Origin of the sequence: Pseudomonas iranensis, from assembly GCF_014268585.2 — a bacterium.
GTDB classification, from domain to species: domain Bacteria; phylum Pseudomonadota; class Gammaproteobacteria; order Pseudomonadales; family Pseudomonadaceae; genus Aquipseudomonas; species Aquipseudomonas iranensis.
Genome location: NZ_CP077092.1, coordinates 5,889,681 through 5,914,328 on the forward strand (window position 1 = coordinate 5,889,681; position 24,648 = coordinate 5,914,328).

A 24,648-nucleotide genomic window follows, 5' to 3' on the forward strand; every position below is an offset into this window, starting at 1 on the left:
CCACGGGTTCGGCCAAGCCATCTCTATGCTGCGTTCAATTTTCCGTCGTCTCATGAAGGCTCTACTCTGGTTCGCCGGCGGCAGTGTCTTGCTGGTGCTGGTGTTTCGCTTCGTGCCACCGCCAGGCACGGCGCTGATGGTCGAGCGCAAGGTCGAATCCTGGGTCGACGGCGAGCCGATTGACCTGCAGCGCACCTGGAAACCGTGGGGCGAAATCTCCGATGACCTGAAAGTGGCGGTAATTGCTGGCGAAGACCAGAAATTCCCCGAGCACTGGGGTTTCGATCTGCGCGCAATACAGGCCGCTCTGGCCCACAACGAACTGGGCGGTTCGATTCGCGGCGCCAGCACCTTGAGCCAGCAGGTGTCGAAAAACCTCTTTCTCTGGTCGGGCCGCAGCTATCTGCGCAAAGGCTTGGAAGCGTGGTTTACCGCGCTGATCGAGGTGTTCTGGCCCAAGCAGCGGATTCTTGAGGTGTACCTGAACAGCGTCGAATGGGATGACGGCGTATTTGGCGCTGAAGCGGCGGCCCGCCACCACTTTGGCGTGAGCGCGAAGTCATTGTCGCGCCAGCAGGCGAGTTATCTGGCGGCGGTACTGCCCAATCCACGGGTGTGGAGCGCGAGTCATCCGACCGGTTATGTATCGCGACGGGCCGGGTGGATTCGGCAGCAGATGAGTCAGTTGGGCGGGGACAGTTATTTGCTCGGGCTAAATGATTCGCGACGGGCGCCTTGGGCTGAATAACACCCAAATACCAATGTGGGAGCGAGCTTGCTCGCGAATGCGGTGGATCATTCAGCATTGGCGGTGACTGACACTCCGCTTTCGCGAGCAAGCTCGCTCCCACATGGGTTTTGCGTGAAGCCAGAAATAAAAACGCCCCGATCATCGCTGATCGGGGCGTTTTTTATTGCTGATGCGCCGGTTACGCGGCGATCGACAACTTGAGCTTGTTCATCGCGCTCTTTTCGAGCTGACGGATTCGCTCGGCCGACACGTTGTACTTCTGCGCCAGGTCGTGCAGCGTGGCTTTCTCTTCCGCCAGCCAGCGCTGGTAGAGGATGTCACGGCTGCGCTCGTCCAGCACTTCCAGTGCTTCGTGCAGGTTGGTGTTGGAGTTGTCGCTCCAGTCGGCATCTTCCAGTTGACGCGCCGGGTCGTACCGGTGGTCTTCCAGGTAGTTGGCCGGCGACTGGAAAGCACTGTCGTCGTCGGCTTCGGCAGCCGGGTCGAAGGCCATGTCATGGCCGGTCAGGCGGCTTTCCATCTCGCGGACTTCACGTGGTTCGACGCCAAGGCTTTCCGCCACACGGTGGACTTCCTCGTTGTTCAGCCACGCCAGACGCTTCTTCTGGCTGCGCAGGTTAAAGAACAGCTTGCGCTGGGCCTTGGTGGTCGCGACTTTCACAATGCGCCAGTTGCGCAGGATGAACTCGTGAATTTCCGCCTTGATCCAGTGCACGGCGAACGACACCAGACGCACGCCCATTTCCGGGTTGAAGCGCTTGACGGCCTTCATCAGGCCGACGTTGCCTTCCTGGATCAGGTCAGCCTGAGCCAGACCGTAGCCGGAATAGCTACGGGCAATGTGTACGACAAAACGCAGGTGGGCGAGCACCATCTGCCGAGCCGCCCCCAAATCCTGCTCATAGTAGAGACTCTCGGCCAGTTCACGCTCCTGCTCCGGCGTCAGCAATGGAATGCTGTTGACGGTGTGCACATAGGCTTCCAGGTTCGCACCCGGAACCAGCGCATACGCAGGTTGCAAAGAATTGGTCATACGAAAAAACCTCCCACTCACATACTCGTGCCTCTCGGCACTGCGAAAAATTGACCGGGAACTCAGGTACAAGTTCCCATAAAAACCGCAAGGTCAATCACGCGCAAAAAAGATTCTACTTCGGCGCCAGCTCCCTGAGATGACGTGCGACTGCAATCCATGCACCGATATAACCCAACAGCACCGCGCCAAGCAAGAGCGACAGACCGTCGGCCACTGGCACGCCGGCCAGGGCGAAATCACTGCCGTACAAGCCGGCCAGTCCGACCACCGCATCGTTCAGCCAGTTCAGGCCGAACGCCAATACGCCCCAGGACAACAGCCCTGCACCGAAGCCATACAACGCGCCCATATAAAGGAAAGGGCGGCGCACATAACTGTCAGTGCCGCCGACGAGTTTAATCACTTCTATCTCGGTGCGGCGGTTTTCAATATGAAGACGAATGGTATTGCCTATCACCAAAAGTAATGCAGACACCAACAACACCGTCAGACCGAAGACAAAGCGGTCGCCAAGCTTGAGGATGGCGGCCAGACGCTCGACCCAGACTAGATCAAGTTGCGCCTGTTGTACCTTCGGCAGCTCGGAAAGTTTTTGTCTTAATGCTTCGAGTGTCGGCTTGTCGACTTCGTTCGGTGTCACCAGCACCACACCCGGCAAAGGGTTCTCGGGCAGCTCACGCAGGGCTTCACCCAGGCCGGACTGCTGCTGGAACTCTTCCAGCGCCTGATCGCGGCCGACATATTCGGCATCAGCGACGCCAGGCATGCCTTTGATCTGCTCACGCAGCGCTTCACCCTGCTCCGGGCTGGCGTCGAGTTGCAGGTACAGAGAAATCTGCGCCGCGCGCTGCCAGGAACCGCCAAGACGCTCAACATTGTTCAGCAACAGCGACAACCCCATCGGCAGACTTAACGCCACCGCCATCACCATGCAGGTGAAGAAGCTGCCGATCGGCTGTTTGCCGAGGCGGCGCAGGCTGTCGAGCAGGCTGGCGCGATGGCTTTCGATCCAGGCGCGAAACAGCGTGGCGAAGTCCGGGCCGTCGTCATCGTCGTGCTTTTTCTTTTTCTGCGGTTGCGGATCGGCGGCCTTCGGGGCCACGCGCTCGGAAACCTTGGGACTGCGTGTCGCACTCATACCCCGGCCTCCCCGTCGCCGATCAGGCGGCCGCGTTGCAGGGTCAGCATGCGATGACGCATGCGCGCGATCAGTGCCAGATCGTGACTGGCGATCAGCACGCTGGTGCCTAAACGGTTGATGTCTTCGAACACGCCCATGATCTCCGCCGCCAAACGCGGGTCGAGGTTACCGGTCGGTTCGTCCGCCAGCAGCAAGGCCGGCCGATGGACGATGGCGCGGGCAATGCCGACGCGCTGTTGCTGACCGGTGGACAGGTCGCCCGGGTACAGATCGGATTTGTCCGACAGCGCCACGCGCTCCAGCGCCGAATCGACGCGCTTGGCGATCTCGACCTTGGACAGGCCGAGGATCTGCAGCGGCAAGGCGACGTTGTTGAACACCGTGCGATCAAACAGCAACTGATGATTCTGGAACACTACGCCGATCTGTCGGCGCAGGAACGGAATCTGCGCGTTGCTGATGGTGCTCAGGTCTTGCCCGGCAAGCAGCAGCTTGCCGCTGGTCGGCCGTTCCATCGCCAGCAACAGGCGCAACAGCGTGGATTTACCGGCACCGGAGTGGCCGGTGACAAACAAGAACTCGCCACGACGGACTCGAAAGCTCAGCTCATGCAAGCCGACGTGACCGTTCGGGTAGCGTTTACCGACCTGTTCGAAACGAATCATGAACGCTCCCGCTCGGCAAACAATGCCTGGACAAAGGGTTCGGCTTCAAAGGTGCGCAAATCGTCGATGCCTTCACCGACGCCGATGTAGCGGATCGGCAGGCCGAACTGCTTGGCCAGGGCGAAAATCACCCCGCCCTTGGCGGTGCCGTCGAGTTTGGTCAGGGCCAGGCCGGTCAGTTCGACGGTCTGGTTGAATTGCTTGGCCTGGTTGATCGCGTTCTGCCCGGTGCCAGCGTCGAGCACCAGCAGCACTTCGTGCGGCGCATCGGCGTCGAGCTTGCCAATCACCCGGCGAACCTTTTTCAGCTCTTCCATCAGGTTGTCTTTGGTGTGCAGGCGACCGGCGGTGTCAGCAATCAGCACATCGATGCCACGGGCCTTGGCCGCTTGCACCGCGTCGAAGATCACCGAAGCGGAATCGGCGCCGGTGTGTTGGGCGATCACCGGAATCTTGTTGCGCTCGCCCCAGACCTGCAATTGCTCCACGGCCGCGGCGCGGAAGGTGTCGCCGGCCGCCAGCATGACCTTCTTACCCTCCAATTGCAGCTTCTTCGCCAGCTTGCCGATGGTGGTGGTCTTGCCAGCGCCGTTGACGCCAACCACCAGAATCACGAACGGCTTGTTCTGCGAGGCGATTTTCAGCGGCTGTTCAACCGGCTTGAGCATCGCGGCCAATTCGGCCTGCAAGGATTTGTACAAAGCGTCGGCGTCGGCCAGCTCCTTGCGTGCGACCTTCTGGGTCAGGCGCTGGATGATCTGCGTGGTGGCTTCGACGCCGACGTCGGCGGTGAGCAGACGGGTTTCGAGGTCGTCGAGCAGGTCATCGTCGATGGTCTTGCGCCCGAGGAACAGGCTGGCCATGCCCTCGCCGATGCTGGCGCTGGTCTTCGACAGACCTTGCTTGAGGCGGGCGAAGAAACCGGCTTTGGTTTCTTCGGTGCGCGGGGTTTCGACGGGCGTTTCTAGAGGGACTTCGACCGGCACGATCGGAGCGATAACCGGCGCAGCGGCAAGTGGTGCGGGCTCCGACGGCGGAACAACCGGGGCGGCGGGTTCAGAAATGATCGGCGCTGGCTCGACAACTGGCTCAGGCGCAGGCTGCGCAGCCACTTCGGCAATTGGCGCAGGAATCACTGGCGTCACATGCGGAGCTGCTTCTTCAACCAGCGCGACCGGCTCTTCTGCCACCGGCAAGGTCAGCCACGGCTCGGCGGCGGGCGTCAGCGGCAACTCGGCAGCGGCCGGCGTTTCGGGCTCGGCCTCAACCTCCGGTTGCAGCACCGGTTCGGCGATCGGCAGCACAATCGGCGCCGGCTCTTCTTCTATTACAGGTGCTGGCGCGGGGGCCGGCTCAGGAATCGCGGGCGGCTGTTCGACGACGGGTTCCTGCGGTTTCTTCCGCAGCCATCCGAACAGGCTTTTCTTCTCGCCAGCCGCAGCTGGGCTCTTCTTGTCGTCGTTGGAACCAAACATGGAGGACGGCTATCTCACGGTAGCGACGCGCCAACAGGGCGCCCCGGCAAATAAATATTCGATGCAGAACAGACTGTGTTTCACCCAGCTTGTTCACGCGCAACATTTTGTCGAGGCACCGAAGGCACCTCAAGGATCGTTTTTACGATGATCTAAACCGGCAAAGATCGGCGAAAACGCGGAGTTTAGTGGGAAAAACACAGCATTGCGCCGCTAACCTAATCAGCCTTATCACACCCTCAGGCCTGATAGACGTGGTCGCCGGTAAAACGGATCAGTATCCTAGCACCCTCTCGCCCGCCGACGCTAAGACCAAGCGGGCAGCCCAACAGGTTGAAAAACGAATGAATGCTCTTGCCCGCCGCGCTGCTGGCCTGCTGCTCAGCGCAGTCTGCCTGCCCCTTTCGGCCCTGGCGGCCGACCCGCAACCGACCCATGAATTCACCCTCGACAACGGCCTCAAGGTCGTCGTGCGCGAAGACCATCGCGCACCGGTGGTCGTTTCGCAGATCTGGTACAAGGTCGGCTCCAGCTACGAGACTCCGGGCCAGACCGGTCTGTCCCACGCGCTCGAGCACATGATGTTCAAGGGCAGCGAAAAGGTCGGCCCCGGCGAAGCTTCGCTGATCCTGCGCGACCTCGGCGCCGAAGAAAACGCCTTTACCAGCGACGACTTCACGGCTTATTACCAGGTGCTGGCCCGTGATCGTCTCGGCGTGGCCTTCGAGCTGGAAGCCGACCGCATGGCCAACCTGCGCCTGCCGGCCGACGAGTTCGCCAAGGAAATCGAAGTCATCAAGGAAGAGCGCCGCCTGCGCACCGATGACAAGCCGATGTCCAAGGCCTACGAGCGTTACAAGGCCATGGCCTACCCGGCCAGCGGTTATCACACGCCGACGATCGGCTGGATGGCCGACCTCGACCGTATGAAAGTCGAGGAGCTGCGTCACTGGTACCAATCCTGGTACGCGCCGAACAATGCCACGCTGGTGGTGGTCGGTGACGTCACTCCGGACGAAGTGAAAACCCTCGCCCAGCGCTATTTCGGCCCGGTCGCCAAACGCGACGTGCCACCGGCGAAAAAACCGCTGGAACTGGCCGAGCCCGGCGAACGCCAGATCACCCTGCGCGTGCAGACCCAACTGCCGAGCCTGATGCTTGGCTTCAACGTGCCGAGCATCGCTACCGCTGAAGACAAACGCTCAGTCAACGCCCTGCGCCTGATTTCGGCGCTGCTCGACGGCGGCTACAGCGGGCGCATCCCGGCGCAACTGGAACGCGGCGAAGAACTGGTCTCCGGCGGCTCGTCGGACTATGACGCCTACACCCGTGGCGACAGCCTGTTTACCCTGTCGGCCACGCCGAATACGCAGAAGAAAAAGACCATCGCCCAGGCCGAAGCCGGCTTGTGGAAACTGCTTGAGCAACTGAAAACCACCGCGCCGTCTGCCGAAGAGCTGGAACGCGTCCGCGCTCAAGTCATCGCCGGCCTGGTCTACGAGCGTGACTCGATCACCAGCCAGGCCACCGCGATCGGTCAACTGGAAACGGTCGGCCTGTCGTGGAAGCTGATGGACACCGAACTGGCCGACCTGGAAAGCGTGACTCCGCAAGACATCCAGAACGCCGCGAAAAAGTATTTCACCCGCGAACGTCTCAGCGTCGCCCACGTCCTGCCAATGGAGACGACTCATGAGTGAGCGCAAAACCCCACGCCTGATGCTGCTTGGCCTGATTGCTGTCGCGGTGATCGGCTCGGCAGCGGTTTATTTGTCGCCAAGCGCTGACAGCAAGGCCAGCGAAGCACTGGATAACGCCAAGTCCAGCCAGAAACTGCAATCGCTGGCCGAACTCGACGGCAAGGCTCCGGCCAGCCGCAAGCTTGACGTGCAGACCTGGAACACCGCTGAAGGCGCCAAAGTGCTGTTCGTCGAAGCGCATGAGCTGCCGATGTTCGACATGCGCCTGATCTTCGCCGCTGGCAGCAGCCAGGACGGCAACGTGCCCGGCCTCGCGGTGCTCACCAACGCGATGCTCAACGAAGGCATCGCCGGCAAAGACGTCGGCGCCATCGCCCAGGGTTTTGAAGGCCTCGGCGCCGACTTCGGCAACGGTGCATTCAAGGACATGGCGCTGGCCTCGCTGCGCAGCCTGAGCGCCGCCGAGCAGCGTGAACCGGCGCTGAAGCTGTTTGCCGAAGTGGTTGGCAAACCGAGCTTCCCCGCCGACTCCTTCGCGCGCATCAAGAACCAGCTGCTCGCCGGTTTCGAATACCAGAAACAGAACCCCGGCAAGCTTGCCAGCCTGGAGCTGATGAAGCGTCTGTACGGCGATCACCCGTACGCGCATTCCAGCGATGGCAATGCCCAAAGCGTGCCGAAGATCACCGTCGCGCAATTACGCGAGTTCCATGCCAAGGCCTACGCCGCCGGCAATGCGGTGATTGCGCTGGTTGGTGATTTGTCGCGAGCCGAAGCCGAGGCGATTGCCAATCAGGTTTCCTCGTCCCTGCCGAAAGGCCCGGCGCTGGCGAAGATCGCCGCGCCGCAGGAACCGCAAGCCAGCGTCAACCACATCGAGTTTCCGTCGAAACAGACCAACCTGATGCTCGCGCAACTGGGCATCGATCGCGACGATCCGGATTACGCCGCGCTGTCGCTGGGCAATCAGATCCTCGGCGGCGGTGGTTTCGGTACGCGCCTGATGAGCGAAGTGCGCGAGAAGCGTGGCCTGACCTACGGGGTTTACTCGGCGTTCAGCCCGATGCAGGCCCGTGGCCCGTTCATGATCAATCTGCAGACCCGCGCCGAGATGAGCGAAGGCACCCTGAAACTGGTGCAGGACGTGCTCGCCGACTACCTGAAAAGCGGGCCGACACAAAAAGAACTCGACGACGCCAAGCGCGAACTGGCCGGCAGCTTCCCGCTGTCCACCGCGAGCAACGCCGACATCGTTGGCCAACTCGGCGCGATGGGCTTCTATAATCTGCCGCTGAGCTATCTCGACGATTTCATGCGTCAGTCGCAGAGCCTGACCGTTGAGCAAGTGCGCGATGCGCTGAACAAACACCTGAGCACGGAGAAAATGGTCATCGTCACCGCTGGCCCGACCGTGCCGCAAAAGCCGTTACCGGCCCCATCTGATAAACCTGCCGAGCAACCGCTCGGGGTTCCGGAGCATTAATGGCCACTCGAGCACCGAAAAAACCCGTGCAAAACGTGCACAACGGCGTGAACCAGCTGCGCATCATTGGCGGCCAGTGGCGCAGCCGCAAGCTGAGCTTTCCCGACGCACCGGGCCTGCGCCCGACCCCGGATCGCGTGCGTGAAACCCTGTTCAACTGGCTCGCGCCGTATGTCGAAGGGGCGAAAGTGCTCGACCCGTTCGCCGGCAGCGGCGCGCTGTTTCTCGAAGCGCTGTCCCGTGGCGCGGCCACGGCCCAGGCGCTGGACGCCAGCAACGTTGCGGTTTCCAGCCTGAAAGAGCACCTCGGCACCCTGCGCTGCAGCAACGGCCAGGTGCAAACCGCCGATGCGCTGCGCTACCTGGAAACCCAGACCGCGACGCCGTTCGACCTGGTGTTCCTCGACCCGCCGTTCAACCAGAACCTGTTGCCAGCGGTTTGTACCTTGCTGGAAGAGCGCCAATGGCTGGCGGCCGATTCGTGGATCTACACTGAAAGCGAAACAGCGCCATCGACGCTGGGCCTGCCGGGCAACTGGCGCCTGCATCGTGAACAGAAATCCGGTCGGGTTTTTTACGCGCTGTGGCAGCGCACGGCGGACATCGCCGGCTGACAAGGTCGCAAGCAACCTGCGGCGAGGTGGCAAGCTTCCTCGCCATAAGCCCATCGAGAATCATCGTGCCCCCTTCGCCAGAACGCTTCATCCCCGCCTTCGGCCTCGGCAATCCGCATCTGCAAACCCTGTGGGGGCCGCTGTGGCGCAAGACCGTGCACATCGAGCGCGAACGCGAACGCCTGTGGCTCGAGGACGGCGACTTCCTCGACCTCGACTGGCACGGCCCGCACAGCGCCGAGGCGCCGTTGGTACTGGTGCTGCACGGTTTGACCGGCTCTTCCAATTCGCCCTATGTGGCGGGCATTCAAAAGGCCTTGGCCGAGCAGGGCTGGGCCAGCGTCGCGCTGAACTGGCGCGGTTGTTCCGGCGAGCCGAATCTGTTGCCGCGCAGCTACCACTCCGGCGCCAGCGAAGACCTTGCCGAAGCCATCCAGCACCTGCGCGCCAAACGACCGTTGGCGCCGTTGTACGCGGTCGGCTATTCGCTGGGAGGTAATGTGCTGCTCAAGCATCTGGGTGAAACCGGCAGCAACAGCGGTGTGCTCGGCGCGGTGGCGGTGTCGGTACCGTTCCGTCTCGATCAATGTGCCGATCGTATCGGCCAAGGATTTTCGCGGGTGTATCAGGCGCACTTCATGCGAGAGATGGTCGCCTACATCAGGAACAAGCAGCGTCAGTTCCAGCGTGACGGGCGCGAAGACGGCCTAGCGAAACTGGCCGCGCTCGGCTCGCTGGAAAACATGCGTACGTTTTGGGATTTCGACGGCCGGGTTACGGCGCCGCTGCATGGCTTCAATGATGCCGAGGATTATTACCGCCGCGCCTCGAGCCGCTATTACCTCGGCGAGATCCGCACGCCGACGCTGATTATTCAGGCGGCGGACGATCCGTTTGTATTTCCCCACAGCCTGCCGCAAGCCGACGAGTTGTCAGCCTGCACCCGGTTCGAATTGCAGGCGCGTGGCGGTCATGTCGGTTTTGTCGACGGCTCGGTGCGCCGGCCCGGGTATTACCTGGAGCGGCGCATCCCACAATGGCTGGCCGCACTCGGTCAATGAGCGCCGCATAACCCTTGCAGGAGTGAGCCTGCTCGCGATCGCGGTGTGTCAGTCTGGAAACTCAATGCCTGACAGGACGCCTTCGCGAGCAGGCTCGCTCCCACAGGGATTTGTTTCGGCATCAAAATGTATGGCACAACCTGGTTCATTGTGGGAGCGAGCCTGCTCGCGAAAGCGGTGAGTCAGTTGGCTTTTAACTCACAGACATACCGCTATCGCGAGCAGGCTCACTCCTACAGGAGATCGCTGTGTTTATTCGCCGGTGGCAATGCCGCGCGATGGCTCGTTGATCCATTCGCTCCACGATCCGGCATACAGCGCACCCAGCGGGTAGCCGGCTAGGCACAGTGCAAACAGGTTGTGACACGCCGTCACTCCGGAGCCGCAGTAGGCGACCAGTTCCGACGGTGAGCGATCACCCAGTTTCGCGACAAAGCGCTGCTTGAGCTGCTCGGCCGGCAAAAACCGTCCATCACTGCCGAGGTTGTCGGTGAACGCCGCGCACTGCGCGCCGGGAATGTGTCCGGCGACCGGATCGATCGGTTCCATTTCGCCCTTGAAGCGCGGCAAGGCGCGGGCGTCGAGCAGGGTCAGGGTTGGCTGGCCGAGGCGCTGCTGCAATTGTTCGGCGCTGAGCAACAGGCTCATGTCCGGCTGACCGCTGAAGTTACCCGGCGTCACGCTCGGCGGGTCCAGGCTCAGCGGCAGGCCGGCGGCGTGCCAAGCTTTGAGCCCGCCATCGAGAATGAATACGCCGTCGCGCTTGCCCAGCCATGCCAGCAACCACCACGCCCGCGCCGCGTATGCACCCGGGCCGTCGTCATACAGAACCACATCGCTGTCGTTGCTGATGCCCCAGGCTTGCAGGCGTTCGATCAGCGCCGCCGGCTCGGGCAACGGATGACGCCCGGTCACGCCCTTCTCGACTTTGCCGCTTAGATCCCGTTCCAGATCGGCGAAACTCGCCCCGGCAATGTGCCCTTCGGCGTAGCTGCGCTGGCCGTAATCCGGATCTTCGAGGGCAAAACGACAATCGACAATCACCAGCCCCGGCTGCTCTTTGCGAGCGTCCAGTGCTTGTGGGCTGATCAACTGCGCAATTGACATAACGGGCTCCTGTGGAATTCGGCTGAACGGTTTATTTCACGTCTTCAAGGGCCTGCGCCAGCGGCACGTAGAACTCGTCGAACAGTGCGTTGACTTCATCCCGCGCCTGATCGGTAACAAACCCTGCTTCCAGCACCAGCACCTGATACACGCCACGCTTCACGGCCTGTTCGCTGAGGTGGTTGGAGTTTTCCCGCGTGGTGCACAGAAAACGCACCCACGAGGTCAGGATGATCCACGCGTTGAGGGTCAGCGACTCGATCTGCACGCGATCCATTTTCAGGATGCCGGCGGCGACAAAACCTTCGTAGATTGCGGCCCCCTGGATCACGCAGCGCTGGGAGAAACGCCGATAACGCGCGGCCAGTTCCGCATCGCTGTCGAGCAGATGCTCGAGGTCGCGGTGCAGAAAGCGGTAGCGCCACATGGCCGAAAGCAGTTCCTTGAGATAGAAACGCTTGTCCTCGACGGTCGCCGGGCGGCCCTGAGGCGGACGCAGAAAGCTGTCCACCAGGGCTTCGTACTCACTGAACAACACGGCGATGATCGCCTGCTTGTTGGGGAAGTGGTAGTACAGGTTGCCCGGAGAAATCTCCATGTGCGCGGCGATGTGGTTGGTGCTGACGCTGCGCTCGCCCTGCTGATTGAACAGCTCCAGGCTGTTCTGAACGATGCGCTCGCTGGTTTTTATTCGTGGGGCCATGGCTTGAGCTTTAATTCAGAGTGCGTAGACGGCGCATCTTACGACCTAACCGGAAATGGATAAAACACTGACGTGCGCGGAAGTCGTTTGACTTTCTAGAGCTTAGACTCTAAAAAGTGCCCACTACAATAAAATCCGGAGCCCGCGATGACTGCCGACATTGCCTACCTGCAAACGCTGCAACAGCCTCTTGAAACCCTTGATCGGCAGTTCCAGGCACAACGGGCCGCGTACGCCGCCAACCCGATGCCACCGGCCGCGCAACGTCAGCAATGGCTCAAGGCTTTGCGCGATCTGCTCAGCGCTGAGCGGCAGGCATTGATCGACGCGATCAGCGCCGATTTCAGTCACCGCAGCGCCGACGAAACCCTGCTCGCCGAGCTGATGCCGAGCCTGCACGGCATTCACTACGCCAGCCGTCACCTGAAAAACTGGATGAAGCCCTCGCGGCGCAAGGTTGGCATGGCGTTCCAGCCTGCTTCGGCAAAGGTGGTTTACCAGCCGCTGGGCGTGGTCGGTGTGATCGTGCCGTGGAACTACCCGCTGTATCTGGCCGTAGGGCCGATGGTCGGCGCCCTGGCGGCGGGCAATCGGGTGATGCTCAAGCTCAGCGAATCGACCCCGGCGACCGGGCTGTTGCTCAAAGACCTGCTCGCGCGGATCTTTCCCGAAGACCTGGTTTGCGTGGTGCTGGGTGAGGCGGACGTCGGCGTGGCGTTCTCGCGCCTGCCTTTCGATCATCTGCTGTTCACCGGCTCCACCAGCGTCGGCAAGCACGTTATGCGTGCGGCGGCGGAAAACCTCACGCCAGTCACCTTGGAACTGGGTGGCAAGTCACCGGCCATCGTCTCCACAGACGTACCGCTCAAGGACGCCGCCGAACGCATCGCCTTCGGCAAGACCCTCAACGCCGGGCAGACCTGCGTCGCGCCTGACTATGTGCTGGTGCCGGAAGACCGCGTCGGCGCTTTCGTCGAGGCCTATCGTCAGGCTGTGAAAGGCTTCTACCCGACCCTGGCCGACAACGCCGACTACACCGCAATCATCAACGAACGCCAACTGGCCCGGCTGAACGGATACGTCAGCGACGCGACCAGCAAGGGCGCGCTGCTGATCCCGCTGTTCGAACAAGGCCAGGGCCGACGCATGCCGCACAGCGTGCTGCTCAATGTCAGCGATGAAATGACCGTGATGCAGGACGAAATCTTCGGCCCGTTGCTGCCAATCGTGCCTTACCGCGATCTGGAGCAGGCATTCGCTTACATCAATCAGCGGCCTCGTCCTCTGGCTCTTTACTACTTTGGCTACGACAAACGCGAACAGCATCGCGTACTGCACGAGACCCATTCCGGCGGCGTATGCCTGAACGACACTTTGTTGCATGTCGCTCAGGACGACATGCCCTTCGGTGGCATCGGTCCCTCGGGCATGGGCCATTACCACGGCCACGAAGGTTTCCTGACGTTCAGCAAGGCCAAGGGTGTGCTGATCAAACAGCGCTTCAACGCGGCCCGGCTGATCTACCCGCCCTACGGCACATCGATTCAGAAACTGATTCAGAAACTGTTCATCCGCTAAACGTTCGTCGACGCCGGGTAATAACAACAATGCACCCAAGCCTGACCGAAACACCCGCCCTGTCGCGCCGTGGCCTGCTGAAATTCAGCCTCGGCGCCAGCGCGTTTCTCGCCACCGCAGGCCTTGGCGCCAGCCTCACTGGCTGCTCGTCGAGCGTCAGCGCCAACGGCTTTGTGGTTTTGCGCGACGGCGATCTGCTGTTCCTGCGCGCGCTGATCCCGGTGATGCTCGACGGCGCCGTTGCCGTCGGGGAAATACCCGCAGCGGTCGACGGCACGCTGAAGTCGCTGGACTACAGCCTTGATCACGTGTCGCCGGAAATGCTCAAGCTCACTCGGCAACTGTTCGATGTGCTCGGCATGGCCGTGACCCGTGGCCCGCTCACCGGCATCTGGGGCAGTTGGGAAAACGCCGGCCCTGAAGCGATGCGACATTTCCTCGAACGCTGGGAGAACAGTTCATTGAGCTTGCTGCGCATGGGCCATAGCTCGTTGCAGCAGATGGTGATGATGGCCTGGTACACCCGCGCCGAATCCTGGGCTCACTGCGGTTATCCCGGGCCGCCAAAGGTCTGAAACCGGGGGCGCGGCCTTCGCGAACAGGCTCGCTCCCATATTTGAAATGCATGTCCCTGTGGGAGCGAGCCTGCTCGCGAAGGGGCCAGCCGCCACACACCCGCATCCAGAATAATAAGAGAACCTGACCGATGCCCGTACCCGATCCCTTCCGCGAAGGCCTCGCCCGAGGCTGGAAAACCTACAACGGCGCGCAACTGAGCGACGACCTCACCCTCGAAGCCGACGTGGCGATCATCGGCAGTGGCGCCGGCGGCGGCACCACGGCGGAGATCCTCAGCGCGGCGGGCTACAAAGTCCTGCTGATCGAAGAAGGCCCGCTGAAGACCAGTTCGGATTTCAAACTGCTCGAAGACGAGGCCTACAGCAGCCTCTATCAGGAAGGCATCGGGCGCATGAGCAAGGACGGCGCGATCACGATCCTGCAGGGCCGCGCGGTCGGCGGCACGACGCTGATCAACTGGACCTCGAGCTTCCGCACACCCGAGCCGACCCTCGAACACTGGGCCAGCGAGCACAACGTCAAAGGCCATAGTCCGGCAGAGATGGCGCCGTGGTTCGAAAAAATGGAGCAGCGCCTCGGCGTCGCGCCGTGGATGGTGCCGCCCAATGCCAACAACGATGTGATCCGCAAAGGCTGCGAGCAACTCGGCTACAGCTGGCACGTGATCCCACGCAACGTTCGCGGTTGCTGGAATCTCGGCTATTGCGGCATGGGCTGCCCGAGCAACGCCAAGCAATCGATGATGGTCACGACCATCCCGGCGACGCTTGAAAAGGGCGGCGAGCTGCTGTATCTCGCGCGGGTGGAGAAACTGCTGATCAGTGGCGACAAGGTTACCGGGCTGCATTGCGTGGCGATGGACCAACGCTGCGTCGAGCCGACCGGGCGCAGCATCACCGTCAAGGCGCGACATTACGTGCTGGCCGGCGGCGGCATCAACAGCCCGGCGCTGTTGCTGCGCTCCGACGCACCGGATCCGCATGAGCGCGTGGGCAAGCGCACCTTTCTACATCCGGTGAACATGTCCGCCGCGCGTTTCGCCGAGGTGGTCAATCCGTTCTACGGCGCGCCGCAGTCGATTTATTCCGACCATTTTCAATGGAAGGACGGCACCACCGGGCCGATGGCGTTCAAACTTGAAGTGCCACCGCTGCACCCGGCGCTGGCCGCCACACTGCTCGGCGGTTTCGGCCAAGAGAACGCGCAACACATGGCCGACCTGCCGCACACCCACGCAATGCTGGCGCTGCTGCGCGATGGCTTCCACCCGGACAGCAGCGGTGGCTCGGTGGAGCTGCGCGGTGATGGCTCGCCAGTGCTCGACTATCAGGTTTCGCAGTACGCCTGGGACGGTTTGCGCCGGGCCTTTCACGTCATGGCTGAAATTCAGTTCGCCGGCGGCGCGCAATCGGTGATGCCGATGCACGCCGACGGCCGCTATGTGAAGACACTGGCCGAGGCGCGCTCAATGATCGATGGACTGAGCCTGGAGCTGTACCGCACGCGACTCGGTAGCGCCCATGTGATGGGTGGTTGTGAGATGGGTGAAGATCCGCAAAGCGCGGTCGCTGACAGCCTCGGTCGCCATCATCAACTGCGCAATCTGTCGATTCACGACGGCTCGCTGTTCCCCACCAGCATCGGCGCCAACCCGCAGCTGTCGGTGTATGGCCTGACCGCGCAATTGGCGACAGCCTTGGCTGATCGGCTGAAAAATCCATGAAAAAGCAGAATATTCCTATCGTCTATAGTGCTTTCTTACCCAACAGGCGACTTGGCCGACCGGGAAGGCTGCGATACCATCCGACTCCCCAACGGACTCCCGCCAGGACGACGCGATGAACCGAGTGTTGTACCCAGGTACCTTCGACCCTATTACCAAGGGCCATGGCGATCTGGTCGAACGCGCCTCGCGCCTGTTCGATCACGTGATCATCGCGGTCGCCGCCAGCCCGAAAAAGAACCCGCTGTTCCCGCTGGAACAACGGGTCGAACTGGCTCGCGAGGTCACCAAACACCTGCCGAACGTGGAAGTGGTCGGTTTCTCGACGCTGCTCGCGCATTTCGCCAAAGAGCAGAACGCCAATGTGTTCTTGCGTGGTCTGCGCGCGGTGTCGGACTTCGAATACGAATTCCAGCTGGCCAACATGAACCGCCAACTGGCGCCGGATGTGGAGAGCCTGTTTCTCACGCCGTCGGAGCGTTATTCGTTCATTTCCTCGACGCTGGTGCGGGAGATTGCCGCGCTGGGCGGCGATATCAGCAAGTTCGTCCACCCGGCCGTGGCCGACGCGCTGACCCTGCGCTTCAAGAAATAGGAACTGCCGCAGGCTGCGATCCTTTCGTTTTTGGATCGCAGCCAAAGAGTGCCCTTGATCGCCCCCGCGTGCACTGCGAGCGCCAATGCGGCACAATTGCGCGCATTGATTTATAGCGCCCGGGCCTGCCGCCCCGGCTGGAGTTAGCATGTCCCTGATCATCACCGACGATTGCATCAACTGCGACGTCTGCGAACCCGAGTGCCCGAACGCCGCCATTTCCCAAGGTGAAGAGATCTACGTGATCGACCCGAACCTGTGCACCCAGTGCGTCGGCCACTACGACGAACCGCAGTGCCAGCAGGTCTGCCCGGTGGATTGCATTCCATTGGACGAAGCCCATCCGGAGACTGAAGAACAGTTGATGGAGAAGTACCGCAAGATCACCGGCAAGGCCTGATCACTTCAGCGCCTGTACCGCCCTCTTCGCGAGCAGGCTCGCTCCCACATTTGCAATGCATTCCCCTGTGGGAGCGAGCCTGCTCGCGAATGGGCCATCAGCCACACCACTGAAACCCGATCAGCTCACTCGCGCTGCTCAAACCCCTCCCCTGTACACCCCAGACACCGCACAAACGCCGCTTTCGCCGGGTCAACCACCAGCGCCTGACCGGCATCGCCAACACCGCCGCCCAGTGCGGTAAACGGCAACGACACCACAAACGCTCCCGCACCGATCACCGTGGCCACCACCAGCAAAGGTCGGGCAATCAGCAGGTCGCCAAGCATGGCGTAGGCCGGGGGATTCTGGATGGTGTAACGCGGATCACCGCTGCCGGTTTCCGAGGCCTGAACGGCCAGGCTGGAACACAACAGCAGCGTGACGAAGAAGACTTGCAGGACTTTCATGGCACGATCCTTCGGGCTGCGCAGTAAGACTTCTCACCATAGACCGAAGGATTTTTTCAGGTCTGGCAGCGCGGGCAAAACACGCTGGCGCGCTGGCCCAGCTTCACTTCGCGCAGGCCGGTGCCGCAGACCTTGCAATGCTGACCTCCGCGGCCGTAGACAAACAGTTCCTGCTGGAAATAGCCCGGCTGACCGTCTCCGCCAATGAAATCGCGCAACGTCGTACCGCCACGCTCGATGGCGGCGGCGAGGATGCGTTTGATCTCGATCGCCAGTTTCAAGTAACGCCCGCGAGAAATGCCTCCGGCTTCGCGGCGCGGGTCGATGCCGGCGGCGAACAGCGCTTCGGTCGCGTAGATATTGCCGACCCCGACCACCACTGCGTTGTCCATGATGAACGGCTTGACCGCCATCGAGCGCCCGCGTGACAGTTGGAACAGGCGCTCGCCATCGAACAGATCGGTCAGCGGCTCCGGCCCGAGGCGAATCAGCAACTCGTGATTGAGCGGGTCGTTGCTCCACAGCATCGCGCCGAAGCGTCGCGGATCGGTGTAGCGCAGGGCCAGTCCCGATTCCAGTTCGATATCGACGTGCTCGTGCTTCAACGCCGGCAACCCGGCCTCCACCAGACGCAGATTGCCCGACATGCCCAAATGGCTGATCAGCGTGCCGATCTCGGCGTTGATCAACAGGTATTTGGCGCGCCGCTCGACCAGCACGATGCGCTGCCCGGACAGGCGCACATCGAGGTCTTCGGGGATCGGCCAGCGCAGGCGCCGGTCGCGGACGATGACCCGGCTGACACGCTGGCCTTCCAGGTGCGGGGCGATCCCGCGACGGGTGGTTTCGACTTCCGGCAGTTCAGGCATGGTGTCCTCGGATCAATGCGCGCCGAGGTCGCGAATCGTTTGTTTGAGTGTTTCGAAGTCGTAGTCCGACAGACCGACGTAATCGAGCACCAGCGGGCCCACCGCGCTCCACTCGAAATCCTCGCTCTGGTTGCCCAGCACGCGATAAGAGGCGCAGATGTGCTCGGCCATTTTCAGAATCGCCAGCAAGTTTTTCAGTTGGCTGTTCTTCGACGATTCGTCGCTGAAAATCGCCAGCGCATTGTGGTGATTGGCAATGGCGGCGCTGACATGCTCCGGCAGGCGCCAGGACTTGGCGGTGTAGTAGCCGACCACGGCGTGGTTGGTGTTGAACACACGATTTTCCGTATCGACCACGCGGCATTCCGGGCTGGCGCTGGCGTAGGCCTCTTCCAGCACGGTCATGTAATTGGGGAAACGCTGCAGCATCAATGGCACGCCGCAATCGTGGAACAGGCCCAACGCATAGGCTTCGTCACCGGCCTGGGTGCCGATGCGCTTGGCCAGGGTCAGGCAGGTCATCGCCACATCCTGCGCGGTGTCCCAGAAACGGTTGAGGGTGACGATGGTGTCATCGTTCATCTCGCCCTTGATCGACTGCGCGTTGATCAGGTTGATGATCGAGCGGCTGCCCAACAGGTTCACCGCACGCTGGATCGAGGTGATCTTGTTGCTCAGGCCGTAATACGGCGAGTTGACGATTTTCAGCAGCGCGCCGGACAGGCCGGGATCCTGGGAGATCAGCTTGGCGATCACCTCCAGGTCCGGGTCGGGCATGTACTGCTCCATTTGCAGATCCACCATGATCTGCGGTTGCGCCGGCACACTGATGCCTTGCAGCGATTGTTGAATCTGTTCGGTGGTCAGCTCTTGGGACATAAGTACACACTCCGGGGCAGGCGGCGATTCTAACCGCTGAAACCGCAGGGCGACACACCGATGGGCACATCGCCGGAACTTTCATCTGTGCCCAGGCTTCGGAATCTGTAGGGCGCATCGGACCTCAACGGTTCGCTGCGAAGGCAAAATCTCCACAGACTCAGGAGCTTACCGATGGCAACTTCCCTCAATGGCAAACGCGTCGCTATTTTGGTTACCGATGGTTTCGAACAGGTCGAAATGACCGGCCCCAAGGATGCCTTGGAGCAGGCCGGCGTGCAGGTCGATATCCTCTCGGCCGAGGCCGGCACCGTCAAAGGCTGGAACCATGACAAACCGGCCGACGACTTCCCCGTCACCAACACTTTCCAAGCTGTGAGCGTCGATCAATACGATGCCGTGCTGCTGCCGGGCGGTGTGCAGAATTCCGACACCATCCGTATCGACCAGGATGCTCAGCATCTGGTCAAGACTGCCGCTTCGGCGGGCAAGCCGATTGCCGTGATCTGCCACGGCAGCTGGTTGCTGATCTCGGCGGGACTGGTCAATGGCAAAACCATGACCAGCTACAAAACGGTCAAGGACGATCTGGTCAATGCAGGGGTCAACTGGGTCGACCAGGAAGTGGTCAAGGACGGCAACCTGATCAGCAGCCGCCAGCCGGATGATGTGCCAGCGTTCAGTCAGGCCCTGATCGACGCACTGGCTGCATAAGAGCTGAAATCGCTTTCGCGAGCAGGCTCGCTCCCACAGGTGAATGCATTCCAAGTGTGGGAGCGAGCCTGCTCGCGAAGGGGCCATCCGCTTTTCATCGCAGGCCAGACCGGAGCACGCGTCAACACGCTATACTCCCGCTCTTTTTTCCGGAGCGACGTCATGTCCCTGCCTAGCCTGCGCCTCAAAGCCAACGCCGACCGTCGCCTGCGCAACGGCCACTTGTGGGTCTACAGCAACGAAATCGACGTGGCCGCCACGCCTCTGCACGGCTTCAAGGCCGGCGATCAGGCGGTGCTCGAAGCCGCTGGCGGCAAGCCGTTGGGCATCGTCGCCATGAGCCCGAACAACCTGATCTGCGCGCGTCTGCTGTCTCGCGACATCAAACTGGCACTCGACAAGTCGCTGCTGGTGCATCGCCTGAATGTCGCACTGTCGTTGCGCGAGCGTCTGTTCGACAAGCCGTTCTATCGTCTGGTCTACGGCGACTCCGACCTCTTGCCGGGTCTGGTGGTCGATCGTTTCGGCGACATCCTTGTGGTGCAGATCGCCTCGGCGACCATGGAAGCGCATAAAGACGACGTGATCGCCGCGTTGACCCAGGTGCTCAAGCCAAGCGGCATCCTGTTCAAGAACGACTCCGCCGCCCGCGACGCCGAAGGCCTCAACCGCTACGTCGAAACCGTGTTCGGTCTGGTACCGGAATGGGTCGCGCTGGAAGAAAACGGCGTCAAGTTCGAAGCGCCGGTCATCCAAGGGCAGAAAACCGGCTGGTTCTACGATCACCGCATGAACCGCGCGCGCCTGGCACCTTACGCCAAGGGCAAACGCGTACTTGATCTCTATAGCTACATCGGTGGCTGGGGCGTGCAGGCCGCTGCGTTCGGCGCCAGTGAAGTGTTCTGCGTCGACGCCTCTGCATTCGCCCTCGACGGTGTCGAGCGCAACGCTGCACTGAACGGCTTCGCTGACAAGATGACCTGCATCGAAGGCGACGTCTTCGAAGCGTTGAAGGAACTCAAAGCCAGCGAAGAGCGCTTCGACGTGATCGTTGCCGATCCGCCGGCCTTCATCAAACGCAAGAAAGACATGAAGAACGGCGAAGGCGCCTACCGTCGTCTCAACGAGCAAGCCATGCGCCTGCTGACCAAGGACGGCATTCTGGTCAGTGCTTCGTGCTCCATGCACCTGCCGGAAGACGATCTGCAGAACATCCTGCTGACCAGCGCCCGTCATCTGGACCGCAACATCCAGATGCTCGAGCGTGGCGGTCAGGGCCCGGATCATCCGGTACATCCGGCCATCGCTGAAACCCGCTACATCAAAAGCATCACCTGCCGTCTGCTGCCCAACAGCTGATTGCGCTTGAACACCGGGGAGCCACTGAGCTCCCCGTTTTTTTTGCGCCCTCCCTCCCCCAGTTTTTACACTCGACATGAGTGCCCCGCCCTCTTCCTACAACTTCTTTCTCGCTGCCTTGCAGGAAGTTTCGTCACGCCCGTCAATCATGGAAATTAAACCTACACAATAAGGCGCTTGCAAAAGATCACTCCGACAAAATTACTGGAATATTCCTACTTAATATCCGCTTGCCAATATCCGATTACAAACTAATATGAAGTTGTCGCAACGAAGCGACTCAACTACCAACAAACAAGGAGTTCACATCATGAAAACCATTTATCTCGAAACAGACAAACTCGCCAACCTGGCCTTTCTGGTTGCAGCCACCGGCCGCTAAGTAGCCTGGACGCTGGAGAGTGCCGGCACTCTGGCGTCCATCAGACTTTTCCTGAGTGATCTGAACCCATGCATATCAATCCTTTTCTTTTTATATTGCCGCGCCCGCCCGGACAAGTTGTCTGGAACTACAAGAACCATACTCAACATGAACTTGATCTTGAATACTCCCATCGCCTCGCCAGCCTTATACACAACCCTGATATATTTGACCCCAACAACATAATAGACAGACAACTTCTGAACGCAGGCATTCTAACAACTTCAAAAATAGACAGCCCGGATTGGGGCTGGGATGAACTATCGAAGATCTATCACATCGGCACACAAAATATACCTTGCGCACATACGCCTCGGAATATCCACGAGTGGTCCAGGCAATATCTGGCGCACTGCAGCGAAGTGCTGGCAAAGCCGGAACCTGCGAACACCCCGGCGCCGCGATCAGTGCAGCCCTTGATTACCCTGCCCGTACCGGGCGCCATTAATGATGACAGCCTGACTCAGGCCTTGATGAGGCGCAAAACCTGTCGTTCCTACACCGGTGCCGCGGTGACACTGAACGAGGTCGGCACGCTGCTGTATCTGACCCTCGGCTATCTTCCCCCGCGCGCAGACGCCCACGCCGATCCGGTCGCGCCGGGTCTCGAAGCCCGCCGGAGCTGCCCGTCCGGCGGCGGATTGAACGCCTGTGAGGGATTTGTCCTGGCGCAAAATGTCAGCGGGCTGGAAACCGGCATCTACGCCTACCACCCTGCCGAACATGCTCTGAGTCGGATCAATGCGCTGCCCGATCCGGAACTGGGCCAATTGCTCGGCGGCCAGCACTTCATCAACAACCTGCCGCTGGGCGTGTTCATCACCGCCAGGTTTGACCGTCTCTGGTGGAAGTACGAACATTCGCGCGCCTATCGCATGGCATTCATCGAGGCCGGTCATCTCTCGCAAACCTTTCAACTGGTAGCAACGACGCTGGGGCTGAACACCTGGCTGACCGGCGCATTTGCCGACGCACAGGTTGAAACCCTGCTCGGCATCGCGGGCAGCGCCGAGCAACCGCTGTTCTTTGTCGGTTGCGGCGAAAGCGATGGCCAGGCCATGTGCCAGGAAATGCGTGATCTGCTCAGCGGAGCACAGTCATGATTCCCACGGCGATGGATGAGAGCGAAGCCCCGGTGTCATGGTCGCTGAAATTCACGCTTCCAGACTGGGAGAGCCGTGCGTCGGTACGCAGCAGTACCCATGACTATCGGTTACCAAGTGATGTCGAGCAGCAACTGCAGACCCGCTACTGGTTCCCCCCGGCCTTTGTGCCCTATCTGGCGCATCCGGCCATCCAGGCCAAGGGGCGCGAAACCCTGCACCGCCTCACCGCCAATCATCTGGTGTATTTCCTCGACTACACCACCCTGCTTGAACACCGCATCGTCAACCGCGCGGTGGAAGTCATCGCGCACCGCGAACTGCCCATCTACATACCGTTACCGATGAAGCATGCAGCACTTCAGCTGTATACCGACGAGGGCTACCACGCGCTGTTTTCCAACCAGATTGCCGAGCAGATCGCTGCGTATTACAGCATCACCCGGCGTCCGGTCATTCCGAGACGGATCAGCCGCATGAACGCCTTGATCGCGCGGACACCAGAGAAAAACCGCGCTCTGGCCTGGTTCCTGCTCGGGTTTGTCTCGGAAACCATCATTGCCCGTGAATTGCTGGAAGTGTGCCGCGACACGCTCGTGTCCAGCGTGAACGACATGCTGCGTGATCACCTTGCCGACGAAGCCCGGCACAGCCGGTATTTCGCCGAAGCCTTCCATTACTTCTGGATTGCGATGAACAGTCGTCAGCGCCTGTTCGCCAGCAAGACCCTCGTGGAGATCATTTCCATCTTCTTCGAAGCAGATGAAAGCTGGCTGCAACAAAGCCTGCGTTCGGCCGGTATTGCCGAGATCGACGTGATGGAGATTGTCGGCAGCACGGTAACGGTGCAGGCCAACCGCGCTCGTGCACGCGCTGGCTGCAAACCTACTGTGGAGGCCCTGCACAAGGCCGGCTTCTTTGCATTGCCCCATAACCAGACACTCTTCGCCAAAGCAGGATTGATCGATGGATAAACACAGCCGTGCAACCACCCGCCGACAACAGCGCGGAGCAATCAGCCTGCTGCTGGCGATGATCCTGCTTGGCGTGTTTCCGCTGGATGTGCTGCTGCCTTCCTTTCCGGCATTGGCAGCCCACTTTGGCCGATCGTCAAACGACATCGCGCTGTCGATCAGTCTGTTTGCCGTGGGCATCGCATTTGCTCAGTTATTGATCGGCCCGTTGTCCGATGTGATCGGGCGCAAAGGTCTGCTGCTTGCCGGCATGAGCGTGTCGCTGCTCGGCGCACTGGGCTGCGTGCTGAGCAATGACTACACGCTGTTCCTGATTTTCCGGGTGATGCAGGCGCTGGGATGTGGTTGCTTCGTGCTGTCCCAGGCACTGGTGCAGGATCTGTTCGAAGGCAACGAGCGTGATCGCCTGCGGATCCTGATGGTCACCGCCACGGGCATCTTCATTTCGGTATCACCATTGGCGGGCACGTTTCTGCAGGCCACGCTCGGCTGGCGCGGCAGCTTCTGGGTGTTCATCGCCCTGGCCGCCGTGGTTCTGGTGAAGACGTGGCGGCTGCTCGATAACAGCCGGCCCGTTCAGAATGGGCCACACGTGGGTTTCATAAAGCCCTACAGGTTGGTGCTGAGCAATTTCGAATTCGTCGGCTGCTGGCTGATTTCCGCCTTCGCTTTCGCCTGCCACTTTTCCTTCATTGTCATTTCCCCGCTGATCTTCATGGAGCAGCTGCAGATGGCACCTTACGATTTCGCTTTGATCCTGCTGATCTACGGCGCCGCCTATGTCTTTGGCGGCCTGTTCGCCAGCGTGCTGAATCGGCATATCAATGCGCAACAGCAGATTTTCACCGGGCTGAGTCTGATCCTGCTCTCGGGGCTGGTGATGCTCTATCTGGCGGCCAGTCATGATCTGTCAGCGGCGACTGTGCTGATTCCGATGCTGATCTGCACGGTAGGCACGACCATTTCACGCCCGCCGGCTACCTCACGCGCCATGAGCCTGTTTGCCGAAAACGCCGGCGCATCGGCGTCCGCCGGCAGCACCATCATCTTTATCTGTGGCGGGCTGGTCAGCGCCTTGATCAGCCTTGGCCCGGCCAACCTGCAAGCGACACTGGGTTACGGCTTCGTGGTGTTGAGCGGCGTATCGCTGTTGCTCAACAGCGTGATTGGCCGTCGCGTCAGCAACCTGCGCAGCAATCCGGTGATGCCGGGAGGCGACCACTGATCCTGCCAGTCGTCATCCCGCGTGCCTCTTCAACGGGGGAACAA

24 protein-coding genes are annotated in these 24,648 nt (G+C 61.0%); 15 read left to right on the plus strand and 9 right to left on the minus strand.

The window, feature by feature from the left end:
- The first annotated feature begins 25 nt into the window (after positions 1-25).
- Complete coding sequence (gene mtgA, locus HU724_RS26605; RefSeq protein ID WP_186569318.1) at positions 26-748, plus strand: monofunctional biosynthetic peptidoglycan transglycosylase; 723 nt, start codon at positions 26-28, stop codon at positions 746-748.
- A gap of 181 nt (positions 749-929) precedes the next feature.
- On the opposite strand, the gene rpoH is transcribed toward mtgA, so the two are convergent.
- The 4 genes from rpoH to ftsY all read right to left on the minus strand — a co-directional run bounded on the left by rpoH (position 930) and on the right by ftsY (position 5,068).
- Positions 930-1,784, minus strand: coding sequence for an RNA polymerase sigma factor RpoH (rpoH, locus tag HU724_RS26610; RefSeq protein ID WP_016772717.1), 855 nt, complete (start codon positions 1,782-1,784; stop codon positions 930-932).
- 115 nt (positions 1,785-1,899) lie between these two features.
- Complete coding sequence (gene ftsX / locus HU724_RS26615; RefSeq protein ID WP_073471030.1) at positions 1,900-2,925, minus strand: permease-like cell division protein FtsX; 1,026 nt, start codon at positions 2,923-2,925, stop codon at positions 1,900-1,902.
- Complete coding sequence (gene ftsE, locus HU724_RS26620; protein WP_016772715.1) at positions 2,922-3,593, minus strand: cell division ATP-binding protein FtsE; 672 nt, start codon at positions 3,591-3,593, stop codon at positions 2,922-2,924. The genes ftsX and ftsE overlap by 4 nt, the downstream gene beginning before the upstream one ends.
- A complete protein-coding gene (gene ftsY / locus HU724_RS26625; protein WP_186569319.1) occupies positions 3,590-5,068 on the minus strand; it encodes a signal recognition particle-docking protein FtsY in 1,479 nt (492 codons plus the stop codon). Before ftsY ends, ftsE begins: the two co-directional genes overlap by 4 nt.
- Before the next feature lie 344 nt (positions 5,069-5,412).
- Between ftsY and HU724_RS26630 the strand changes: the two genes are divergently transcribed.
- The 4 genes from HU724_RS26630 (at position 5,413) to HU724_RS26645 (ending at position 9,926) form a co-directional block, all read left to right on the plus strand.
- Positions 5,413-6,768 (plus strand): M16 family metallopeptidase, encoded by a 1,356-nt coding sequence (locus HU724_RS26630; RefSeq protein ID WP_123441741.1) that lies wholly within the window; start codon positions 5,413-5,415, stop codon positions 6,766-6,768.
- Entirely contained in the window at positions 6,761-8,251 is a 1,491-nt protein-coding gene (locus HU724_RS26635; RefSeq protein WP_186569320.1) for a M16 family metallopeptidase, read from the plus strand. Before HU724_RS26630 ends, HU724_RS26635 begins: the two co-directional genes overlap by 8 nt.
- Positions 8,251-8,865 carry a 16S rRNA (guanine(966)-N(2))-methyltransferase RsmD gene (gene rsmD / locus HU724_RS26640; protein ID WP_016772711.1) on the plus strand — a complete coding sequence of 205 codons (615 nt, stop codon included), beginning with the start codon at positions 8,251-8,253 and terminating at the stop codon, positions 8,863-8,865. The genes HU724_RS26635 and rsmD overlap by 1 nt, the downstream gene beginning before the upstream one ends.
- A gap of 65 nt (positions 8,866-8,930) precedes the next feature.
- Positions 8,931-9,926 carry a hydrolase gene (locus tag HU724_RS26645; protein ID WP_186569321.1) on the plus strand — a complete coding sequence of 332 codons (996 nt, stop codon included), beginning with the start codon at positions 8,931-8,933 and terminating at the stop codon, positions 9,924-9,926.
- Positions 9,927-10,178: 252 nt separating this feature from the next.
- Here HU724_RS26645 and HU724_RS26650 read toward each other — a convergent pair whose 3' ends face one another.
- Positions 10,179-11,033: a sulfurtransferase gene (locus HU724_RS26650; RefSeq protein WP_186569322.1), complete on the minus strand. Its 855-nt coding sequence runs from the start codon at positions 11,031-11,033 to the stop codon at positions 10,179-10,181.
- A gap of 31 nt (positions 11,034-11,064) precedes the next feature.
- Positions 11,065-11,736, minus strand: a complete 672-nt coding sequence (locus HU724_RS26655) for a TetR/AcrR family transcriptional regulator (RefSeq protein WP_016772708.1) — start codon at positions 11,734-11,736, stop codon at positions 11,065-11,067.
- Positions 11,737-11,883: 147 nt separating this feature from the next.
- Here HU724_RS26655 and HU724_RS26660 point away from each other — a divergent pair, with 147 nt between their 5' ends.
- From HU724_RS26660 to HU724_RS26680, 5 genes are all read left to right on the plus strand, one after another.
- The gene (locus tag HU724_RS26660) at positions 11,884-13,314 is read left to right on the plus strand and encodes a coniferyl aldehyde dehydrogenase (protein WP_186569323.1); all 1,431 of its coding nucleotides are present in this window, start codon (positions 11,884-11,886) and stop codon (positions 13,312-13,314) included.
- A 29-nt stretch (positions 13,315-13,343) separates the two neighbouring features.
- Positions 13,344-13,889: a twin-arginine translocation pathway signal protein gene (locus tag HU724_RS26665; protein ID WP_186569324.1), complete on the plus strand. Its 546-nt coding sequence runs from the start codon at positions 13,344-13,346 to the stop codon at positions 13,887-13,889.
- 131 nt (positions 13,890-14,020) lie between these two features.
- Positions 14,021-15,616, plus strand: a complete 1,596-nt coding sequence (locus tag HU724_RS26670; RefSeq protein ID WP_186569325.1) for a GMC family oxidoreductase — start codon at positions 14,021-14,023, stop codon at positions 15,614-15,616.
- 115 nt (positions 15,617-15,731) lie between these two features.
- On the plus strand, positions 15,732-16,211 hold the full coding sequence (gene coaD, locus HU724_RS26675; protein WP_003229157.1) for a pantetheine-phosphate adenylyltransferase: 480 nt from the start codon (positions 15,732-15,734) through the stop codon (positions 16,209-16,211).
- Between the two features lie 148 nt (positions 16,212-16,359).
- Positions 16,360-16,611: a YfhL family 4Fe-4S dicluster ferredoxin gene (locus HU724_RS26680; protein ID WP_003195146.1), complete on the plus strand. Its 252-nt coding sequence runs from the start codon at positions 16,360-16,362 to the stop codon at positions 16,609-16,611.
- Between the two features lie 125 nt (positions 16,612-16,736).
- Here the strand turns inward: HU724_RS26680 and HU724_RS26685 are convergent, their stop codons facing one another.
- From HU724_RS26685 to HU724_RS26695, 3 genes are read right to left on the minus strand one after another with little or no spacing between them, the layout of a single operon-like run.
- The gene (locus HU724_RS26685; protein WP_076564452.1) at positions 16,737-17,060 is read right to left on the minus strand and encodes a multidrug transporter; all 324 of its coding nucleotides are present in this window, start codon (positions 17,058-17,060) and stop codon (positions 16,737-16,739) included.
- A 56-nt stretch (positions 17,061-17,116) separates the two neighbouring features.
- Positions 17,117-17,929 (minus strand): bifunctional DNA-formamidopyrimidine glycosylase/DNA-(apurinic or apyrimidinic site) lyase, encoded by an 813-nt coding sequence (gene mutM, locus HU724_RS26690; protein WP_016772703.1) that lies wholly within the window; start codon positions 17,927-17,929, stop codon positions 17,117-17,119.
- Between the two features lie 12 nt (positions 17,930-17,941).
- Positions 17,942-18,754 (minus strand): HDOD domain-containing protein, encoded by an 813-nt coding sequence (locus HU724_RS26695; RefSeq protein ID WP_160769650.1) that lies wholly within the window; start codon positions 18,752-18,754, stop codon positions 17,942-17,944.
- A gap of 228 nt (positions 18,755-18,982) precedes the next feature.
- On the opposite strand from HU724_RS26695, the gene HU724_RS26700 reads away from it, so the two are divergent.
- The 5 genes from HU724_RS26700 to HU724_RS26720 all read left to right on the plus strand — a co-directional run bounded on the left by HU724_RS26700 (position 18,983) and on the right by HU724_RS26720 (position 24,604).
- A complete protein-coding gene (locus HU724_RS26700; RefSeq protein WP_071172203.1) occupies positions 18,983-19,522 on the plus strand; it encodes a type 1 glutamine amidotransferase domain-containing protein in 540 nt (179 codons plus the stop codon).
- Between the two features lie 162 nt (positions 19,523-19,684).
- Positions 19,685-20,881 carry a class I SAM-dependent rRNA methyltransferase gene (locus HU724_RS26705; RefSeq protein WP_016772700.1) on the plus strand — a complete coding sequence of 399 codons (1,197 nt, stop codon included), beginning with the start codon at positions 19,685-19,687 and terminating at the stop codon, positions 20,879-20,881.
- A 450-nt stretch (positions 20,882-21,331) separates the two neighbouring features.
- Positions 21,332-22,405, plus strand: coding sequence for a SagB family peptide dehydrogenase (locus HU724_RS26710; RefSeq protein WP_186569326.1), 1,074 nt, complete (start codon positions 21,332-21,334; stop codon positions 22,403-22,405).
- Positions 22,402-23,379, plus strand: a complete 978-nt coding sequence (locus HU724_RS26715; protein ID WP_133335876.1) for a diiron oxygenase — start codon at positions 22,402-22,404, stop codon at positions 23,377-23,379. Before HU724_RS26710 ends, HU724_RS26715 begins: the two co-directional genes overlap by 4 nt.
- Complete coding sequence (locus tag HU724_RS26720) at positions 23,372-24,604, plus strand: MFS transporter (protein WP_186569327.1); 1,233 nt, start codon at positions 23,372-23,374, stop codon at positions 24,602-24,604. Before HU724_RS26715 ends, HU724_RS26720 begins: the two co-directional genes overlap by 8 nt.
- Positions 24,605-24,648: the final 44 nt, after the last annotated feature.

Coding starts and splice junctions, on each gene's coding strand:
- mtgA (WP_186569318.1), top strand. CDS start 26: ATGCTGCGTTCAATTTTCCGTCGTCTCATGAAGGCTCTACTCTGGTTC.
- rpoH (WP_016772717.1), bottom strand. CDS start 1,784: ATGACCAATTCTTTGCAACCTGCGTATGCGCTGGTTCCGGGTGCGAAC.
- ftsX (WP_073471030.1), bottom strand. CDS start 2,925: ATGAGTGCGACACGCAGTCCCAAGGTTTCCGAGCGCGTGGCCCCGAAG.
- ftsE (WP_016772715.1), bottom strand. CDS start 3,593: ATGATTCGTTTCGAACAGGTCGGTAAACGCTACCCGAACGGTCACGTC.
- ftsY (WP_186569319.1), bottom strand. CDS start 5,068: ATGTTTGGTTCCAACGACGACAAGAAGAGCCCAGCTGCGGCTGGCGAG.
- HU724_RS26630 (WP_123441741.1), top strand. CDS start 5,413: ATGAATGCTCTTGCCCGCCGCGCTGCTGGCCTGCTGCTCAGCGCAGTC.
- HU724_RS26635 (WP_186569320.1), top strand. CDS start 6,761: ATGAGTGAGCGCAAAACCCCACGCCTGATGCTGCTTGGCCTGATTGCT.
- rsmD (WP_016772711.1), top strand. CDS start 8,251: ATGGCCACTCGAGCACCGAAAAAACCCGTGCAAAACGTGCACAACGGC.
- HU724_RS26650 (WP_186569322.1), bottom strand. CDS start 11,033: ATGTCAATTGCGCAGTTGATCAGCCCACAAGCACTGGACGCTCGCAAA.
- HU724_RS26655 (WP_016772708.1), bottom strand. CDS start 11,736: ATGGCCCCACGAATAAAAACCAGCGAGCGCATCGTTCAGAACAGCCTG.
- HU724_RS26660 (WP_186569323.1), top strand. CDS start 11,884: ATGACTGCCGACATTGCCTACCTGCAAACGCTGCAACAGCCTCTTGAA.
- HU724_RS26665 (WP_186569324.1), top strand. CDS start 13,344: ATGCACCCAAGCCTGACCGAAACACCCGCCCTGTCGCGCCGTGGCCTG.
- HU724_RS26670 (WP_186569325.1), top strand. CDS start 14,021: ATGCCCGTACCCGATCCCTTCCGCGAAGGCCTCGCCCGAGGCTGGAAA.
- coaD (WP_003229157.1), top strand. CDS start 15,732: ATGAACCGAGTGTTGTACCCAGGTACCTTCGACCCTATTACCAAGGGC.
- HU724_RS26680 (WP_003195146.1), top strand. CDS start 16,360: ATGTCCCTGATCATCACCGACGATTGCATCAACTGCGACGTCTGCGAA.
- HU724_RS26685 (WP_076564452.1), bottom strand. CDS start 17,060: ATGAAAGTCCTGCAAGTCTTCTTCGTCACGCTGCTGTTGTGTTCCAGC.
- mutM (WP_016772703.1), bottom strand. CDS start 17,929: ATGCCTGAACTGCCGGAAGTCGAAACCACCCGTCGCGGGATCGCCCCG.
- HU724_RS26700 (WP_071172203.1), top strand. CDS start 18,983: ATGGCAACTTCCCTCAATGGCAAACGCGTCGCTATTTTGGTTACCGAT.
- HU724_RS26705 (WP_016772700.1), top strand. CDS start 19,685: ATGTCCCTGCCTAGCCTGCGCCTCAAAGCCAACGCCGACCGTCGCCTG.
- HU724_RS26710 (WP_186569326.1), top strand. CDS start 21,332: ATGCATATCAATCCTTTTCTTTTTATATTGCCGCGCCCGCCCGGACAA.
- HU724_RS26715 (WP_133335876.1), top strand. CDS start 22,402: ATGATTCCCACGGCGATGGATGAGAGCGAAGCCCCGGTGTCATGGTCG.
- HU724_RS26720 (WP_186569327.1), top strand. CDS start 23,372: ATGGATAAACACAGCCGTGCAACCACCCGCCGACAACAGCGCGGAGCA.